Here is a 17,932-nt window from a genome sequence, read left to right on the forward strand (position 1 = left end):
AAAATTTAAGCTTTAGCCTTTTATCAGTTAGCTGATCCTGTTAGTATTTATCGTATTGATTAGTTTACTTTTATGTAAATTTATATTTACGTTATTTGTTTTTTAAGGTGGTATGAACGTGGCTGACATAAGTGATTTAGCACAGCTGAGAGAAGGTATAGATGAATGCGACGCACAACTTGTTGCCTTACTCGCTAAACGTAATGGTATTACGCAAAAAATTGGTGAGATAAAACAACAAACAGGCGCGCCTTTACATGCACCTAATCGTGAAGCAGAGCTATTAGCGGCAAGAAGGCAAGAAGCAATAAATCAAAATGTAAGCCCCGATCTCGTTGAAGATATACTAAGACGCATGATGCGAGAAGCCTATCAAAACCAACAAGCAAAACTTGCATGTGCAGCGCCAGAACTTTCGCCAATTGTTATTGTAGGTGGCCAAGGTGCTATGGGGCAGCTATTTGCTCAGCAGTTTATTCGCTCAGGTTACGAAGTTAAAGTTTTAGATAAAGATCAGCAAAACGATGCGCAAAATATTTTAAAAGGTGCCAAGCTGGTAATGATTAGCGTACCAATTAATGCATTGGACGCAGTAGTTGCTAAGTTACCTAAACTAGATGATGACTGTTTACTAGTTGATATTACATCGGTAAAGCAATCGCCTATTAAAGCACTAAAAGCTGCGCACAGTGGCCCTGTGGTGGGTTTGCATCCTATGTTTGGCCCTGACATATCACACTGGGTAAAACAAACAGTCGTTGTATGTGAAGGGCGAGAGCACCAAGCGGCAAAAGGCTTGTTACAGCAGTTACAAGTATGGGGTTGTCAGCTTGTTGAGCTTGATGCTAAAAAGCACGACGAAGCAATGCAAATTATTCAGGTAATGCGCCATTTAACAACATTTGTGTACGGACAGTTTTTAGCAAAACAAAGTCATACACTAGAAGAGTTACGTAGTTGCTCGTCACCTATTTATCAATTAGAGCTGATGATGGTAGGGCGTTTATTTGCACAGTCGCCGGAGTTGTACTCAGATATTATGTTAGCGCAATTCGATGATGTAGAGAGCCTGCTCGCACAGTACCAAGACACTTTTGCAAGTACATTGGAAAAATTAAAAGCAGGAGATAAAGCAGCGCTTATTGATTCTTTTGCGCAGGCGAAAGTTTACTTTTCTGATTCAACAGAGCACTTTTTAACACAAAGCCGAAGCTTATTAAATAAAGCGAATGATTCAAAAGTTTTAGACTAATACTCGTCACTTTTTACTAAAAAGGGCCGATATCGGCCCTTTTTAATTATGAAAGTGTGTATTAAGTATTAACGCTTACTGCCTGCAATGACTCGCTTTGATAGCAGCCTAAAATACGCACATATTGGGTGTGTTCTTTAAGTTCTTCTAGTGCTTCTTTTACTTGGCTATCAGCTAAGTTTGCTTCAAGATCTACATAAAATACTTCTTCCCACGGATTGCCCGGAGTTGGGCGCGACTCAAGTTTTACTAAATTAATCTTATGCTGTTTAAAAATCATCAACGCATCGGCTAGTGAGCCCGCTTGCTGTTTTGTCGACATGATTAAACTAGTTTTAGTTGGAATTTGGTTAGACACTTGCAGAGGTTTACGCGCAACAACAATAAAGCGGCTATGGTTTTCGCTTTGATTAGCAAGATTTGATTTGATGACTTCAAGGCCGACATTTTTTCCTGCTTGTGCAGAGCCAATTGCAGCACTATTTGGTGTGTTTAGAGCTGATTGTAATGCGCTTGATGTAGAGTCACAAGTTTCATGTTGTAAATCACCTAAGCCCTGTAAAAAACGGCTGCACTGTGCAAATGGTTGTGGATGTGCAAATACTTTTGTTAGTTGGCTAAGTTCAGTATCAGGGTTTGCGAGTAAGCAATGCTCTACACTGTGAGTGACTTCTCCAACAATAGAGACTTGTGCGTGCTGTAATAAGTCAAATACTTCGTTAATGCTACCAGAGCTTGTGTTTTCAATCGGTAATAAACCAAAATCAGCTTGGCCGTTTTCTACTTTACCTGTTATTTCGTCAAACGATGTACAGCCAATTTCAATTAATTTACCAGGGCGGCGACTAAAGTATTTATGACATGCAAGCTGGCTATAAGAACCCTGACCACCTAAGTAAGTTACACGGTGTGTTTCACTCAGTGCGTCTGGATTAAGGTTTTTTTGTAACATTGCTTGTTGGTGTAAAACTGAATCTTCCAAAATAGTTTGAAACACATTATTTACGTAGTAAGCATCTAAACCCAGTGACTTACCATAACCAATTAATTTCTCTAGAAGCGCGAGTTCACGTGCTTCATCGCGAATTGGCTTGTTGTTGGCGATTTTATATTCAACCACACCGTGGCTAATGCGACGACGTTTAGCTAATAACACGAGTAGGTCGGAGTCTATTTCATTTATATCGTGTCTTAGTGCATTTAATACATCATTTGTCATTTTGGTATCCTCATTCCAAAAGTAGGCTGTTATTACACAGCAAAAACAAAAAAGCCTCCCGGTTGGGAGGCTTTACTATTCGATTGATTTTATCTCACAAACAGGGAAGCCTCTTCTATATAAAGAAGCTAAAAAACGAAAAAAAAGTGCGAGAGATAAATATGTTCATACGGTTAATGTATGGAGAGTTGCCAACAATGTCAATAAAGATCTAAATAAGCTTAGGGTACTATTTATTTATCTTAGGTGATTATTATAGAAACTTTACAAATAATTTATAAATATGAATGCGGATCTGGTATATTTCGTTAACTGGTTCAAATAATAACAATTATTAATAATTAAGGTTGACCCGTGGTTTACAGACGGCCTCCATCTCGTTTTGGATTGAATTCTTTAAGTGTAAAACTTTCACTGCTTATATCTGCTATTTGTTTAATAGCAGGGGTATGTGCGGCTGCCTTAATGCTTAAATCTGAAGAGAAACAACTTGTTTTTGAAGAACATGAGGTGTTAAAAAGCTCTACAGATTTATTAGTGAAGCAGTTTAATGAGCGTATTAAAACAAAAATAAATATTGCTCAGCAAGCTAATAACGTAGTGACAGAGCAGCTTTTTCAATCTAATTCACCAATTAATTTAGGTAATAAATCACAGTTACAGTTTAATAGCGATGGTACGATTCGAAGTGCCTCGGCTGACGGATTATCAGCAGCATTTTTACCACAGCAAAATTACTCTCCTTTTTATAAACGCCTATTTAATGATTCTGAAATGTTATGGCGTATAATTTCTCCGACTCTGGTACATGACTTTTTTAACTTTTATTTAATTACCGATGACGATTTCATTCGTGTTTCTCCTCCAAACTGGGCATTAAATGCACCAGCCGAGTTTAGAGTTACGCAAGGTACAACGTATAAATATATTAAAAGTATGTTGGGGTCAGAGCGAGAGCCTGCATGGTCAAAAGTTTATTACGATACAGTATGGCGAAAGTGGGTTATTAGCTTACTAGTGCCGGTGTATGTTGATAACGAGTTTTTAGGTGTAACGGGAAGCGATATTTCCCTTAATAAACTTATTTCATTTTTACCTGTTGGCGATAAAGAAAAACACTTACTTGTATTTGATAGTAAAGGGCAATTGTTAGCCCATCCCAATCTAAACCCTGCATTATTAGCTGACTACGGTAGTGACAATAAAGCACTCGCTACTAACGAATTTGTAAACCCAGAACTGCAGTCAATTATTGACGATGCAATTGCGGTGAAGTTACCAGAATACGCCAATTCATTTGAACAAAATGATGAAGCTCACATTATTAATATCCGTAAAATTGATGATTTAGATTGGTACATAGGGGTTTATAAAAAACGTTCATCAACGTTATCTGCGTTACAAGATTTAAAACTGAAGTTTTTTGGACTCTTTATTTTATACGCAATATTAGTTGCCTTATTGCTGCATCAGGCGCTTTATCAACTAGTGCTTCGGCGTTTACATACTTTAGTTTATGCAGTAACAAGCTTTGGTAAAGGTCAGCTAACAACAGAGTTTCCGCCAGAAAACAAAGATGAGATTGGTACCCTTAATGGCTCATTTAGAGACATGACGGTAGAAATCCGCAAACTTATTGATGGTTTAAACCAAAGAATTACAGAAAAAGAAATTGCTGAAAAAGCAGCTAATCGTTTATCTAAAGCGGTCGCGTTCTCGGGCACTGGGGTTGTGATCACCGATGAAAATTTTGTCATTGAGTACGTAAACCCCAAAATGCTCGAAATGACAGGCTATCCAGAAAGCCATTTTAATAGAGCACCATTACTTAATATTATTGCCTCAGAAATGTCTATTTTAATTGAAGATATAGACATAGATTTACGCAGCCGTAATTACTGGCGCGGGGACACATTAATAGCTGGTTTAAACAAAGAGCCAATTTGGGTGTCTTTAAGTGTTTCGCCAATTCGTGAAGAGGGCGGTGAAATAACCAGTTATGTAGCATCAGCACAAGATATTTCGTTTGTAAAAGAAAGCCAGCGTAAAATGGAACAACTGGCTTACTTTGACACCCTTACGGGACTTGCCAACAGAACGTTTTTTAGAATGCAATTGCGTAAATCAATGGCATTAGCAGAGCGCGGGCATTATGCATTTGCTTTGTTTTACTTTGACTTAGACGAATTTAAGCGTATTAACGACACATTAGGGCACGATGCTGGCGATCAATTATTAATTGAAGTGGCAAACAGACTTAAAAAACGTTTACGAGCCGAGGACACCATAGCGCGCTTAGGTGGTGATGAATTTGCAGTGTTGCTCAGTGGTATAGAAAGCCAAGCTCACGCGGCTGATGTTGCCAATACAATTCAAAAAACACTGAACGTGCCCATAAAACTAGGTAGCAATGAAGTTATTGTCAGTGCAAGTATTGGTATAACTATGGCTCCTTACGATAGCTTAGAGGAAGATCAGTTACTCAAACATGCTGATTTGGCAATGTATGAGGCAAAAGCAAAAGGACGTAATACCTTCCACTTTTATAGCCAAGAATTAAACGCGGCCGCAAATGAGCGTTTATTTATCGAAAATGAGTTACGTATAGGGCTCAAAGAAAAGCAATTTGTAGTTTACTACCAACCTCAAGTTGATAGCCGTACTCATCAGGTCGTTGGTTATGAAGCGTTATTAAGATGGTTCCACCCAACTGAAGGCGCAATCCCTCCAGATAAATTTATTCCTATTGCAGAAGCGACAGGCCTTATAGTTGAATTAGGTGAATGGGTGCTTCAAGAGTCTTGTGATTTTGCCGTAAGATTGGCAGAACAAGGTCTAGAAAATAATATATCGATAAACTTATCGGCCCGCCAGTTTAAAGACTCAAGCTTAGTTACAACACTGAGCAAAATGATAATTAAGTCGGGTGTTTCAGCAAAGCGCCTTCATTTAGAGCTGACCGAAAGCATGCTAATGGGTAATGTAGAGGCAGCCATTACACAATTGCACGAGCTTAAAGCATTAGGTATATCTATTTCTATTGATGACTTTGGTACAGGTTATTCGTCGCTCAGTTACTTAAAACGGTTCCCGGTTGATATATTGAAAATTGACCGTTCATTTGTAAAAGATATCCCTGAGGATACAAATGATATGGAAATCACTGCAGCTATTATTGCGATGGCGCAAAAGTTAAAGCTAGACGTGGTCGCAGAAGGAGTTGAGACAATAGAGCAGATGCAGTTTTTACAAAATAATAATTGCTTCATTGTGCAAGGCTATTATTTTAGTAAGCCAATTGCTGAGCACGAACTACCGAATTTGTATGAAAGGTTAAATGAACTCGCAAATAGCGAAGTAACTAGTTAATAAAATTGCGGGTTAACCACCCGCAATTTTAACTTTAAATTTTAACGCTTCTAAAATGCCTTTTAGTTTATCTCGGTCATCACCTTGTACTTCAATAATGCCTTCTTTTACTGCGCCGCCTTGGCCCATTTTGCTTTTTATAGTTTTAGCTAACTTTTTTAAATCATGATCTTTTGGATCAATGCCAACAACTAGCATTACGCCTTTGCCTTTACGCCCTTTTGTTTGACGCTCAATGCGAATAAAACCATCTTTAAAAAGTTTAGCGTGCAACTCTTTTTCTGGTTTCGGCTGGTCAATGCGACCCGTACTAGTTGAATATACTAAGTGACTATCACTCATACCTTACCTTTGTGGATAAAAATGAATTAAATACTGGTGTAAATGATAGCAAATTTGAAGTTGTGTGTTTTTCTTTTTGCTAAATACTTTTAACAGGTTATATTTAGTTCAAAGGAAATATTATTGGAGTTTACTATGAGTTTAACTAAGAATGAATCAGTCGATGGCACTACATTAACAATACAAATTAAAGGTAAGTTTGATTTTAATTTAGTGCAATCGTTTCGCCAAGCTTATGCTCAAATGAGCGAAAAAACAGTAAAGGTTATTATCGATTTAAGAGAGACTGATTATATGGATAGTTCAGCACTTGGCATGTTACTTAACATGAAAAAAACCATTGATAGCCAAGTACAAACCATCGAAATAAGTAATTGCCAGCCTCAGCTTAGAAAAATCCTACAAATTTCACGTTTTGATAAAAAGTTTGATATTAGCTAATGATACATGTGTTGATTGTTGACGATCAGGCGCTCAATCGCATTTTACTAAGTAAAATGCTTGAGCAGGAAGGTTACAAAATTTCAGTGGCTTACAATGGGCTAGATGCACTTAATGTACTTAAAAGAGAGCAAATAGACATTGTTTTACTCGATGTATTAATGCCCGTAATGGATGGTTTTGAAGCAGCTGAAAAAATAAAGCAGCAGTATAGTGAAGTTTACTTACCGATTATTTTTATAACCTCCTTAGAAGATCAAGCAAGTTTTGAGCGGTGCCTCGCGTTAGGTGGCGATGACTTTATTCATAAACCATTTGAAAAAGTTATTTTGCATGCAAAAATTAAAGCACATAGCCGCACCAGAGAGCTAAGTAAAAAATCGAATCAACAAAAAAAACTGCTTGAATATCATCACAATCAAATTGAACGTGAACACGAAATAATTGAGCATATTTTTAATAACTCATTAGAGAATCAAGGCAAGTTTAAAGAGTACCTCGATTTTAATTTATCGCCGGCGTCTATGTTTAACGGCGATATGTTTTTAGTGGCGCAAAGTCCAATAGGCAATCTGTATTGCATGTTGGGAGACTTTACAGGGCACGGCTTAGCGGCAGCTATTGGTGCATTACCTATCTCTCGTGTTTTTTATACTATGGTACAAAAAGGCATGGCGATTAATGACATTGCCTGTGAGCTAAATACACTGCTTTACAATCTCCTACCTGGACACATGTTTTGTGCTGCAACCATTATAGAGCTTAGTGCATCCGGTAAAAGTATTTCTGCATGGATGGGCGGCCTGCCAGATGCGTACCTAATAGATAAAGACGGTAATGTAAAACAAACATTAGAGTCGCAACATATGGCGCTGGGGATTTTAGACGACCAAGAATTTGAATATGAAGTTATTCACTTTGAAACGAATAGTAATACACGCCTAGTATTAGCAACCGACGGTATTATAGAAACAGCAAACAAAGAAGATACATTTTTTGGGGAAGAGCGTTTTTTACAAACCTTAAAAAGTAAATCGATGATTAGTAGCGAAGATATAGTGGCTGACGTTACTAAGTTTGCAGATGGCACTAAACAGCAAGACGATTTAAGCATTGTTTTACTAAACTGCCTGCCTTTAGTTCCTGAGGAGCAAGAGCGAGAAGCATTCTCTACTTTAGCGTTTAATTTATCTTTGAGTTTAAACTCAGAACAAATAAAAAAAACAGACCCCGTTTACGACGTTGTTAATATTTTAAGCAGTGTTGGGGGGCTAAATGCCCATCGTTCTAATATATTTTTACTGTTGTCTGAGGCTTATAACAATGCGCTTGATCATGGCGTACTAGGACTTAACTCAGAGATTAAAAAACAAGAAGACGGCTTTTTTCGATATTACGAACTAAGAGAGGCAGCTCTTGCTAAACTTACAGATGCTATGATTATTATTGATATGCGCTATTGCCCCGATACGCTCAGTTTATATTTCATTATTTGTGATTCAGGCCGAGGGTTTAGTAGTAAGCACGATGAGTTGGCAAAGGTTAATAATGAATTTGGTAGAGGGGTGTCTTTACTAGAAGAAATAGCCGAAAAAGTAACTTATAACGCCAGCGGTAACCAAGTTGAAATGTGCTACAAGTTGAGCTAGCTCTGCAAAAATATCCATGCTATTATTCTCGAAACTTTAGATGTATGGATGGCCAAATGATTTCTTCTTACCTAAAACAAGCACAACTAAGTGCTAATCCAGCTTTGATTTCAACAGAGCTTGAAAAGCTTGAGCTACATTTAGCAAACACAGCTTTGCCTAATGTATGTTGGGAGTATCAAATACCTGAGCTTGGCGAGGGCGGTGCGTGTAGTTTATTTGGTTACCTACAAGATGAGCCATTCAAATTAACTGATTATCTTAAAAATGATGAGCAAACACAGTTCAAGCTAGCTAATTTACAAAGTATTGTGAGCTACATTGAGCAACAAACAAGTGTTGATTGGTATGGTATTTATCAATCAACTAATACTAGTGAAGGTAAGCAACTATTAAAATTAGCTTATCATGGTGCGCCTAGTCGTCCGTTGTTCCCTTTAACGCAAGCATTTGCGGCAGGTAGTAATAACGTGCAGGTAGCGCTATCTCACAAGGGCCGTATTATTAATAACGTTGAAGAGTACTTATCACAAGGTGGTGAATACTACACATGCGATCCTAAAGTTAAATCAGAAACCTGCTTACCTTTATTTAATACACAAAATGAATGTGTTGGTATTGTAGATGCTGAAGCCTTTAAAAATGATTTTTTTGATGAAAAGACGCTTGCCGTTTTAATTGCATGTTGTATTAAAATTCCTCACTTTCTAGTGTAAATAACGCTAGTCAACATGATGTGCTTTTATGTTAAGCTTAGCTTAACAGCTAACCCCTAAATAACGATAAGAGATAGCCAATGTTCTCAGTATTAAAACCATTACCAACAGATCCTATTCTTGGCCTTATGGCGGCCTATAAACAAGATACAAACCCTAATAAAATTGATTTAGGTGTAGGTGTCTACAAAGATGAGCAAGGCAATACACCGGTTCTTAAAGCGGTTAAAAAAGCTGAAGCGTTTCGTCTTGAAAACGAAATGAGCAAATCTTACATTGGTTTAGCGGGTAACTTAGATTACTGCCAAAAGATGGAGCAGTTACTACTAGGCGAACATCAAGCATTGCTAGCAAATCGCGTACGTACTGCACAAGCGCCAGGTGGTACAGGCGCACTTCGCGTTGCAGCTGAATTTATTAAGCGTTGCAATGCAGATGCAACAGTATGGGTAACTAACCCAACATGGGCAAACCATATTAGCTTGTTTGAAGCTGCAGGCTTAACAGTAAAAGAATACCCGTATTACGATTACGAAAATAAAGACTTACTGTTTGATGAAATGATCAATACACTTAAACAAGTGCCTAAAGGTGATGTAGTTTTAGTGCATGCATGTTGTCATAACCCAAGCGGTATGGACTTAAACGAAACACAGTGGAACACAGTTGCCGAACTTGCAAAAGAAGTTGGCTTTACACCACTTGTTGATATTGCATACCAAGGCTTTGGTGCTTCACTTGAAGAAGATGCACGTGGCTTACGTATTTTAGCTGATGCAGTAGAAGAGCTAATTATTTGTTCTTCATGTTCTAAAAACTTTGGCTTATACCGCGAGCGTATTGGTGCATGTTCACTAATTGCAAAAGATAGCGCAACAGCAGATATTTCAAACTCTGTAATGCTAAGCGTTGTACGTAGTATTTACTCAATGCCGCCAGCGCATGGTGCTGATATTGTTAATACTATTTTAAGCAGTACAGAGCTTACACAATTATGGCACTCTGAGCTTGATGAAATGCGTAGCCGCATAAATGGCTTACGTAGCTTAATTAAAGAAAGCTTAGCAACTAAAGATATTGCGCAAGACTTCTCATTTATTGAACGCCAAAACGGTATGTTTTCTTTCTTAGGTATTAATAAAGAGCAAATTGCTCGCCTACAAAAAGAATATGGTATTTACATTGTAGGTTCTAGCCGCGTAAATGTTGCAGGTGTTAGCCAGTCAAATATTGAATACTTTTCAAATGCTGTAGCTGACGTTTGTAAATAAACGCAGTTAATATAAAAAAACCGCACATCTAATGATATGCGGTTTTTTATTATCTAAATTAATACAAAAAGCTTTAACCGATAGCTGGAATTAGCCCCGCCATTTGCATAAACTGCGCAGCAATAATCGTTATGCCACATATAGCTGCTATGCCAAGCCCAACATTCCCACTTTTAACTTTGTAGCCTGTTTTATTTGATGTTGTACGCTGTTTATAAACCATTGCTACGGGCAAAAATATTGCAAGTACGACAAGTGCTATTGCAGCGTAACCTAAAGCTATAATAAAGCCTTGAGGATAAAATAATGCAAAGCCAAGCGGCGGAATAAACGTAATTAAGGCCGTTTTAATTCGGTCTGTTTTATTGTCACCTTTTTTAAATGTATCAGCAAAAAAATCGAATAACCCTAAACTCACCCCTAAAAATGATGTCGCAAGTGCTAAATCAGCAAATAACTTAACGGCCGTTGCCACACTTGGGTTATGCGCAATACTTGCTACGCTTGATACAAAGCCACTAAGGCCTTGGCTGTTGAGTAAGTCAGCTTGGCTCATAATACCTTGGCTAAGTAGTTGCCAAAAAATATAAATGACTAAAGGCAGGGCGGCTCCAGCAATCATTACTTTGCGCAGTACTTTTATTTCTACACCAACATATTTAACAATTGAAGGAATAGAGCCATGAAAGCCAAACGAAGTAAATATAACCGGTATAGCCGAAAGGATTAACCCTTGCTCTACAGGCATCTCTAATAAATGCTTACCTTGTACATAAGGGGTTAGCATGTAAAACAAACTAGCTAATACAATAATTTTTATTGTAAATAACACTCTGTTTAGTTTATCTACCTTGCTAGTGCCCAGTGTTACCACACTTGCAATAATAACAGCGAGGATCACAGAGCCAAACTGTGGGGCTATATTTACATCAAAGCCTATATTTATACGCGCTTGAAGCTGTGCACCACCACCTGCTATATAAGCAGCGCATAAAGCGTAAAATAAAAAAACCATCGAAAAATTCGCGATGTATTGTCCGCGCTTTCCAAGCCATAATTTAGCCAACGTATTTAACGTTGCATCGCGTGGTGCATATTGGTGTAGCTCTAGCATGAGTAGTGCGGTGTAGGTCATTAGTAACCAGCTAGCAATTATTAATGCAAGTGCAGTACTAAACCCAAGCCCGGCAGATGCAATTGGCAATGCCAACATACCTGCACCAATAGTTGTGCCTGCAACAATTAACATGCTTCCAGTTGTTTTATTTTTAAGCACTTAATTACCTTAATTATTATTAATATACATGCACGATATAACTAGTTACTCAAATCTCAAATAGTTTTGTAATAAAAGAGCGGTATTAAAATGTAACCTACAATTTACAACTGTATTTATTAAGGACTTGTATGCATTTAAAAGTATTAAAATAGGGTGGTGAGGGTATAATTTTATATACGTTGGATTGCGTTATAAAACGCTAAGGATTGGCATGTGCCGGTAAAAGTATCGTATTTTTTTATGGTTCTCATTTGGTCTACTACACCACTGGGGATTGTGTGGAGCAGTGAAACAGTATCGCCAACGCTTGCTGTATTAATGCGTATGCTGGTGGGGTTGTTTTTAGGTGGTTTAATTGTTGCCATAACAAACATTAGAGTACCTTGGAGCAAAAATGCATGCTTACTTTATTTTTATTCGAGTATAGGTATTTTTGGCGGTATGTTGTTGAGCTATATGGCAGCTAAAACAGTCCCTTCGGGTATTATTTCGCTTATGTTTGGCCTTGCACCTATTTTGTCAGGGTTGCTTGCTCAGCAATTACTAAATGAACCTAAATTTAGCCCGATTAAATTAGTGGCGTTAGCGTGCGCCCTAATCGGCTTATATTTTGTTAGTTATAACCAAGTACAAAACTCGCAAACTCAAGGGCTCGGGTTACTTTATGTGTTTATGGCTGTCTGCTTTTTTAGCTTAAGTGGTGTGATGATTAAGCGCGTACAAATTGCGATTCACCCTATGGCAACAACATTTGGTGCCTTAGTTTTTGTAACCCCACTCTTTTTTATTGCTTGGTGGTTATTAGATGGTCAGTTGCATATACAGAACTGGAGTGCAAAATCATTGTGGGCAATTGGTTATCTAGGTGTGTTTGGATCTTTAGTTGGGGCTTTGGCGTATTTTCATGTACTGCAAAACCTAAATGCGAGTACGGTATCACTTACTACGCTCATAACTCCTAGCTTTGCGTTAGGCTTAGGAGCTTGGCTAAACAATGAGCCATTAAGCCAAGAGCTAATAATTGGTGCGGTTATTATTTTAATTAGTCTGGGTTTTTTCCAATTTGGTGATAAATTTTTAAAGCGAAAGAGAGTAAGCGCAAATTAGTTTTACTACATTTTCTCTATTTGAATAATTAAACGACGGTTTTTGTCTCGGCCTAAAATGTTATCGTTATTATCAACAAAGCGTTTTTCGCCTAAACCGGTGGTTTGCACTTTTGCTTCATCAACACCCAAGCTCACCATATAATCTTTTATAGTTTTGGCGCGCTTGCGCGATAAATCTAAGTTATTCCAGCGTCCGCCATAACTATCGGTGTATGAGTCAATGCTAATGGACTCTATGCTTGCGTCATTTTTTAGATACTCAGCAATCTTATCAAGACGTTGTTGCGACGATTTAGTTAATTTACTGCTGTTAGATTGATAGTTCATTACAGTAAACGAAATATCTTCAAAGCTGTAAGGGAGTAGCTCATCGCGGCATTGTAAAAAAGCCCAGTAAGCTTGTTTAAAGTTTACACTCGATATGCCAACGGCAATTTTATCGGCACTATTTTGCCAGTCTTGATAATAAAAAGTAGGGTAGTAGCCTTTTTCAAGCTCGCTAAGCATCTCCCATGCGGTTTTATTGCCCAGCTCACCATCAAACTTTTTAAGTAATTTCATGTTTGCAATATCGCGAGCCGGCAACCCTGCACGCCATGTAGGCGGCACGGCTTTTAAACCTGCAATTGCGTAGTTATCTGGGCGTACAACCATGTCTAAATTAAATGTTAAGTTTTTATTTTTACTTGCTGAAGCTTTAAAAATAGCTTCCCCATAATAAGGAACCTCATGATTTAATTGGCATTGTAAGCGCGTTGTTTTAACGACTTCCCAGTTGGAGTTGTCTTGGGTTGCTGTATATTGGCGCATAGCAGCTTGCGAGTGAGTACTGCAAAGCACTGCACTTATACTAAGGCTAATAAATAACAACTTATACTTCATGGTGCTCTCCAGCTATCCGGGAATGCCAATAATTTGGCAAATTAACGACTGCAATGATTAGTTTGTTCTCTACGTAACTAACTTATTAGTTAAAGCAAGTTATGTGCCTACAATTTTAAAGCAATAAATACTTAAATCCCCTAGCCTAGGGGGCATCAATTTTGACATAATAGTCAGCTTACACGTATAAACAAAGAAGACTATGGCAAATACTGAGCAAACACCTTTCGCAAAACGCTTTCGTGGATTTTTTCCTGTTGTTATTGATGTTGAAACTGCTGGTTTTAACAAAGAGACAGATGCCTTGTTAGAAATAGCAGCTTCTGTTTTAAAAATGGATGACGAAGGACTGCTCAGCATAGATCATACTGTTCATTTTCATGTTCAGCCATTCGAAGGCGCTAATATAGAACAAGCAGCCATCGACTTTAACGGTATAGACCCGTTTTCACCATTACGTGGCGCAGTACCTGAAGACGAAGTAATTAAAGAAATATGTAAAGTAGTACGCAAAGCGCAAAAGGCCGCTGGGTGCCAACGCTCAGTTATTGTGGCACATAATGCCGCATTCGATCATGGCTTTTTAAATGCAGCAATAGAGCGTAATAACATTAAGCGTACACCATTTCATCCGTTCGTAAGCTTTGATACAACATCTTTAGCGGGTTTAGCGTTAGGACAGACTGTATTAGCAAAAGCGTGTAGAGCGGCAGGTATCGAGTTTGATAACAGCCAAGCACACTCAGCGCTTTACGACACAGAACGTACAGCTGAGCTTTATTGCTTAATAGTAAATCGCTGGCAGCAATTAGGTGGTTGGCCATTAGCGCCAACTGATGATTGCGACGCAAATGGCGAAGTTGAAACTGAGACACAAAATAACGAAGAAACTAAAACGTCTGAGTAATTTTACCCTCAGTTAGCTTAACTAGGTGGGGCGGGTAAATACGCGAAAATTGTTTAGAATCTTTCGCTATTTTAAGCTCCACACCAGGGTGCATTAATTCATTTACTTTTAAACGACTACTGGCAAGTAATTGCACTATTTTTTGCTTAATAAGTAGTTTTTGACGATGAATATGTGCAGAGCGTATTTTTATATGCTTTTCATTTTCAGTTATCTTATTCATGAATTGCTGGCGCTGAGCAGCCCCCGCAATTTTACTCGCTTTTTCACGAGCCTGTTGTAAAGCGGTTACTTTAGTCGCAAGTACTTTTTCAAAATCGGTTATTTGTGTTTGCTTTTGGCGAAGCTCAAACCAGAGTTGCGCTAAAAATACGCGCGTTTTAGTACCGGCTGGCGCGCCTAGCTCACCTGTTTCAATGCGCATAGCATCTAAAATATTACCGCCAATAATTTTACCTCGCGGATCGTTTGCTTTGCCTACACGTATTAACCGCCTAGCACTTAAATCACAATGTAGGGCTTGGCGTTCAATAAATAAATCTTGTTCGGATTTAATATTGCAGTACTGAGCATAACCAATAGAAATAGTTCGCTGAGCGGTTATAGAGCATGTAAATGCTTCCTCGCCTTCACGTTTTCTACCAATTGCGCCAAGCATAATGGTTACCGCACTTTTACTTTCAACAGCTCCTGATTCTACAAAACCCAGTACCGTAATATCACCATTGGCTTTTACACGCATGCCGTCTTTAATATCGCCAGTAATAATTACGCTACCATCAAAATCAACGTGGCCTGTACTTACATCTACGTTATCAAAGCATAAAACGTCATCTACACGCATACCTCGGGGTAGGGCAACGGGCACACCTTTGCAGTCGGCAATAAGCATATTAGGATTATTAGGATCTACTTTTGTACCTTCGAAAGGCTGGAGTTGGTGATCTGTACCTGGTTTTGCACTAATTGAATCGCCAAATACCGTATAGCCATCTTCTCCAGGAGTAGCGGCAATACGCTGCATTAAGGGAGTACCAGGTTTTACGGTGATAATAGCGCCAAGATTTTTCATATCAACCTTACCACCTTCCTTAGCTTGTGGGCTAAGCACACGGTCTTGGGCTGTTGAGCATAAGCGCACAAATTTAGCATCGCTGCCTTTTTTAGGATTACGCCCATGTGCAATTATGGCGCTATAAGAGCTTCCTGCTGGTTTTTCAAACTGCTGGCCTAAAAAGGTATCAAGCGCGCGTGGGCTTATTCCTTTTTTAACATCTGCATCAGCAAGCGCTTTTTGCGCACCTTCCATAGACAAAAGCGCACCACCTTTAGCGGTAGTTAATGTTGCTTCTGCGACCATGTTTTTTTCATCAATATTAATGACAAGCGACGCATCTACCGCTTTAGCAACGACAAGTGATACTTCCTGATAGTTTTTAGTTGGCGCAAAAAGCTTTCCAATATTGGCAATGACAGCTTCGTACTCACTAAACTCAGATTGTTCGAGCATTTGCGTAAGCTGAGTACTCGTAACAGGAAAGCCACTATCAATAGGGTGACTAACTAAAGAGACAAACCCTGTATTTTGATCAAATGAAAAAACCGACATTTATTAATTCCCTACTCTATGCCTGTTATTATTTTTGTTTTTTACAACTAAAGGTTTAGAAATGACAAAAACCTTAACTCCTTATTTGAACACAGGTTAAACACATTGTTAAGCAAATGTTTATATGGGCTTGCATAAACTAAATTTTGGTTACTTAATGCTCGGTTAGTGCACGCAATTAAAATAAAGCGTTACTAGGCCTTGAGTATCAGTACTTTACTCAGTTATACTGTTTGCACGCTCTGAATTGAGTTACTAATTCAGGGGCTGATTAGGATTCGACGGAATTCAAGAAGCCCAAGGTGCATGTCGAGGTGCGGTTTGCCTCGTTAAACAGCCGCAACCTAAAGTAATCGCAAACGACGATAACTACTCTCTAGCAGCTTAGGCTGGCTAGCGCTCCTTCCATGTATTCTTGTGGACTGGATTTTGGAGTGTCACCCTAACACCTGATCGCGACGGAAACCCTGGCCGGGGTTGAAGCGTTAAAACTAAGCGGCCTCGCCTTTATTTACCGTGTTTGTCCGGGACTTAAAGGTTAATTAAATGACAATACTAAACATGTAGTACCGACGGTCGAGGCTTTTCGGACGGGGGTTCAAATCCCCCCAGCTCCACCAATAAAGGTTTTTGAACTCGTTATTCGAAAACCATAAGAAACCCGCAAATTTGTTAATTCAAATTTGCGGGTTTTTTTATGGAATTTATAAAATAAAGTTTAAGAATGTCTTATTGCGCGTAGCTTCATTTTTATTGCAATCACAAGCAGGCTAAATAACGACAGCATACTTATTAACAACGTTAGGTTAAGTATAGGGTTACTTGGCTCGTAGGTAGTGACAGGAGAATTGTTTGTAGTTTGCGAGTTTTGCTGTTGCCTAATATAGCTTTGGCTGATCCAATCTACCGCGTTTATCCATTGTACTTTGGCGGGATCAGTATTGTTTAGCATCCCTATTACATGCTTATCGTTATCTAAGCCTTTTGAAAGTTGTACCAGTTGCTGCCAAAATTCATTTTTAGGGCCTAGGTCATCTATTTCTTGCAGGTGCTGTTGTAATTTATCGCCCCCCATCGTTTTTATATCAGCTTGTCCTGTACTTTGCGCGTAGCTATTTATTAGCGATGAAAAGCGTCTAAAGTACTCATTACTTTTTTGCTGTGTAGGGCTAGCTGCTTGCTCGTTTGTTACTTTTTTTGCTGGTTGATTTAGGCTATTTTGATCAATCAAATATTGTTTATAATTTTGGTAACTTAAGCTGTTTGTAGTTGTGTTATTTGTGGTTCCATTATTTAGAGTGCCCAAATTGTTTTTAAGTGCATTAACACTGATCCCTACGCCTATTATGGTAATAATACAAAGTGCGCAATAGCAAAAGTACAATCCGCTTTTTAAAGTGTTACGCAGTAATTTATATTTATTATAACTTTGCTTAATAGCTGCAGCTGTATTTGGGGCTTCGTTTGTATCTAGGCGTTCGTTTTGTATTGAAATACTTTTGCCGTCAGTACTTTCACTAATGTGTTTATCTGTATTTTTGTTGTGCTCAGTGAGTGCTATTTGATTATTTTGAGATTGAGAGATTACAGTAGAGAGTTGCGGTTCTACTTTAGTAATTAATCCTAGCTTTTTTAGTGAGGATTCTGTTTTAACAGCATCAATACTCGATAAGTCTTTTTTTAAAGCGTAAGCTTTTCCATCAAATAACTGAACAACAATATTATGAGGAATATTTAGAAGTTGGCTAAGTTTTTCTTGGGCAGAGGTAAGGTCAGTATTTTGATATAACTGACCATTAAAAACAATTTTAAATGTAGCGCTCACGTTAGTACCTTGCTTGTGTAATTCCATTTTTGGAATTCTATTTTTATTATTTGATACACAAA

General features: G+C 38.3%; 14 protein-coding genes, 1 other RNA gene and 1 other annotated feature. Of the genes, 9 read left to right on the forward strand and 6 right to left on the reverse strand.

The window, feature by feature from the left end:
* The first annotated feature begins 118 nt into the window (after nt 1-118).
* On the forward strand, nt 119-1,252 hold the full coding sequence (gene tyrA / locus H5089_RS17520) for a bifunctional chorismate mutase/prephenate dehydrogenase (RefSeq protein ID WP_002962944.1): 1,134 nt from the start codon (nt 119-121) through the stop codon (nt 1,250-1,252).
* 61 nt (nt 1,253-1,313) lie between these two features.
* Here tyrA and H5089_RS17525 read toward each other — a convergent pair whose 3' ends face one another.
* Nucleotides 1,314-2,471 (reverse strand): chorismate mutase, encoded by a 1,158-nt coding sequence (locus H5089_RS17525; RefSeq protein WP_002962945.1) that lies wholly within the window; start codon nt 2,469-2,471, stop codon nt 1,314-1,316.
* Nucleotides 2,472-2,515: 44 nt separating this feature from the next.
* Nucleotides 2,516-2,633, reverse strand: a sequence feature (Phe leader region).
* A 192-nt stretch (nt 2,634-2,825) separates the two neighbouring features.
* Here H5089_RS17525 and H5089_RS17530 point away from each other — a divergent pair.
* Nucleotides 2,826-5,840: an EAL domain-containing protein gene (locus H5089_RS17530; RefSeq protein ID WP_182712752.1), complete on the forward strand. Its 3,015-nt coding sequence runs from the start codon at nt 2,826-2,828 to the stop codon at nt 5,838-5,840.
* A 12-nt stretch (nt 5,841-5,852) separates the two neighbouring features.
* On the opposite strand, the gene H5089_RS17535 is transcribed toward H5089_RS17530, so the two are convergent.
* The gene (locus H5089_RS17535; protein WP_002962947.1) at nt 5,853-6,182 is read right to left on the reverse strand and encodes a translation initiation factor; all 330 of its coding nucleotides are present in this window, start codon (nt 6,180-6,182) and stop codon (nt 5,853-5,855) included.
* 135 nt (nt 6,183-6,317) lie between these two features.
* Between H5089_RS17535 and H5089_RS17540 the strand changes: the two genes are divergently transcribed.
* From H5089_RS17540 to H5089_RS17555, 4 genes are all read left to right on the forward strand, one after another.
* Nucleotides 6,318-6,623, forward strand: a complete 306-nt coding sequence (locus H5089_RS17540; protein ID WP_149602997.1) for an STAS domain-containing protein — start codon at nt 6,318-6,320, stop codon at nt 6,621-6,623.
* Nucleotides 6,623-8,272, forward strand: coding sequence for a SpoIIE family protein phosphatase (locus tag H5089_RS17545; protein WP_182712753.1), 1,650 nt, complete (start codon nt 6,623-6,625; stop codon nt 8,270-8,272). The genes H5089_RS17540 and H5089_RS17545 overlap by 1 nt, the downstream gene beginning before the upstream one ends.
* Nucleotides 8,273-8,328: 56 nt before the next feature.
* Entirely contained in the window at nt 8,329-8,988 is a 660-nt protein-coding gene (locus tag H5089_RS17550) for a GAF domain-containing protein (RefSeq protein ID WP_182712754.1), read from the forward strand.
* Between the two features lie 80 nt (nt 8,989-9,068).
* Entirely contained in the window at nt 9,069-10,259 is a 1,191-nt protein-coding gene (locus tag H5089_RS17555) for an amino acid aminotransferase (RefSeq protein WP_002962951.1), read from the forward strand.
* A gap of 73 nt (nt 10,260-10,332) precedes the next feature.
* Here H5089_RS17555 and H5089_RS17560 read toward each other — a convergent pair whose 3' ends face one another.
* Entirely contained in the window at nt 10,333-11,535 is a 1,203-nt protein-coding gene (locus H5089_RS17560) for an aromatic amino acid transport family protein (RefSeq protein WP_182712755.1), read from the reverse strand.
* 216 nt (nt 11,536-11,751) lie between these two features.
* Between H5089_RS17560 and H5089_RS17565 the strand changes: the two genes are divergently transcribed.
* On the forward strand, nt 11,752-12,645 hold the full coding sequence (locus tag H5089_RS17565; RefSeq protein WP_024595662.1) for a DMT family transporter: 894 nt from the start codon (nt 11,752-11,754) through the stop codon (nt 12,643-12,645).
* Nucleotides 12,646-12,650: 5 nt separating this feature from the next.
* On the opposite strand, the gene H5089_RS17570 is transcribed toward H5089_RS17565, so the two are convergent.
* Nucleotides 12,651-13,529 (reverse strand): OmpA family protein, encoded by an 879-nt coding sequence (locus tag H5089_RS17570; protein ID WP_182712756.1) that lies wholly within the window; start codon nt 13,527-13,529, stop codon nt 12,651-12,653.
* Between the two features lie 202 nt (nt 13,530-13,731).
* Here H5089_RS17570 and rnt point away from each other — a divergent pair, with 202 nt between their 5' ends.
* Entirely contained in the window at nt 13,732-14,436 is a 705-nt protein-coding gene (rnt, locus tag H5089_RS17575) for a ribonuclease T (RefSeq protein WP_002961267.1), read from the forward strand.
* Here the strand turns inward: rnt and H5089_RS17580 are convergent.
* Nucleotides 14,420-16,045: a DUF342 domain-containing protein gene (locus H5089_RS17580; protein ID WP_182712757.1), complete on the reverse strand. Its 1,626-nt coding sequence runs from the start codon at nt 16,043-16,045 to the stop codon at nt 14,420-14,422. The genes rnt and H5089_RS17580 overlap by 17 nt on opposite strands.
* Before the next feature lie 263 nt (nt 16,046-16,308).
* Here H5089_RS17580 and ssrA point away from each other — a divergent pair.
* Nucleotides 16,309-16,665: a transfer-messenger RNA gene (gene ssrA, locus H5089_RS17585) on the forward strand.
* A 98-nt stretch (nt 16,666-16,763) separates the two neighbouring features.
* Here ssrA and H5089_RS17590 read toward each other — a convergent pair.
* A complete protein-coding gene (locus tag H5089_RS17590) occupies nt 16,764-17,897 on the reverse strand; it encodes a hypothetical protein (RefSeq protein WP_182712758.1) in 1,134 nt (377 codons plus the stop codon).
* Nucleotides 17,898-17,932 lie beyond the last annotated feature (35 nt).

The sequence above is a fragment of the Pseudoalteromonas sp. SR45-1 genome, from assembly GCF_014163655.1.
GTDB lineage: Bacteria > Pseudomonadota > Gammaproteobacteria > Enterobacterales > Alteromonadaceae > Pseudoalteromonas > Pseudoalteromonas distincta.

Excerpts from the sequence above, each read along its gene's own strand:
- H5089_RS17525 (WP_002962945.1), bottom strand. The coding sequence starts at position 2,471 with ATGACAAATGATGTATTAAATGCACTAAGACACGATATAAATGAAATA.
- H5089_RS17535 (WP_002962947.1), bottom strand. The coding sequence starts at position 6,182 with ATGAGTGATAGTCACTTAGTATATTCAACTAGTACGGGTCGCATTGAC.
- H5089_RS17540 (WP_149602997.1), top strand. The coding sequence starts at position 6,318 with ATGAGTTTAACTAAGAATGAATCAGTCGATGGCACTACATTAACAATA.
- H5089_RS17545 (WP_182712753.1), top strand. The coding sequence starts at position 6,623 with ATGATACATGTGTTGATTGTTGACGATCAGGCGCTCAATCGCATTTTA.
- H5089_RS17550 (WP_182712754.1), top strand. The coding sequence starts at position 8,329 with ATGATTTCTTCTTACCTAAAACAAGCACAACTAAGTGCTAATCCAGCT.
- H5089_RS17555 (WP_002962951.1), top strand. The coding sequence starts at position 9,069 with ATGTTCTCAGTATTAAAACCATTACCAACAGATCCTATTCTTGGCCTT.
- H5089_RS17570 (WP_182712756.1), bottom strand. The coding sequence starts at position 13,529 with ATGAAGTATAAGTTGTTATTTATTAGCCTTAGTATAAGTGCAGTGCTT.
- rnt (WP_002961267.1), top strand. The coding sequence starts at position 13,732 with ATGGCAAATACTGAGCAAACACCTTTCGCAAAACGCTTTCGTGGATTT.
- H5089_RS17580 (WP_182712757.1), bottom strand. The coding sequence starts at position 16,045 with ATGTCGGTTTTTTCATTTGATCAAAATACAGGGTTTGTCTCTTTAGTT.
- H5089_RS17590 (WP_182712758.1), bottom strand. The coding sequence starts at position 17,897 with ATGGAATTACACAAGCAAGGTACTAACGTGAGCGCTACATTTAAAATT.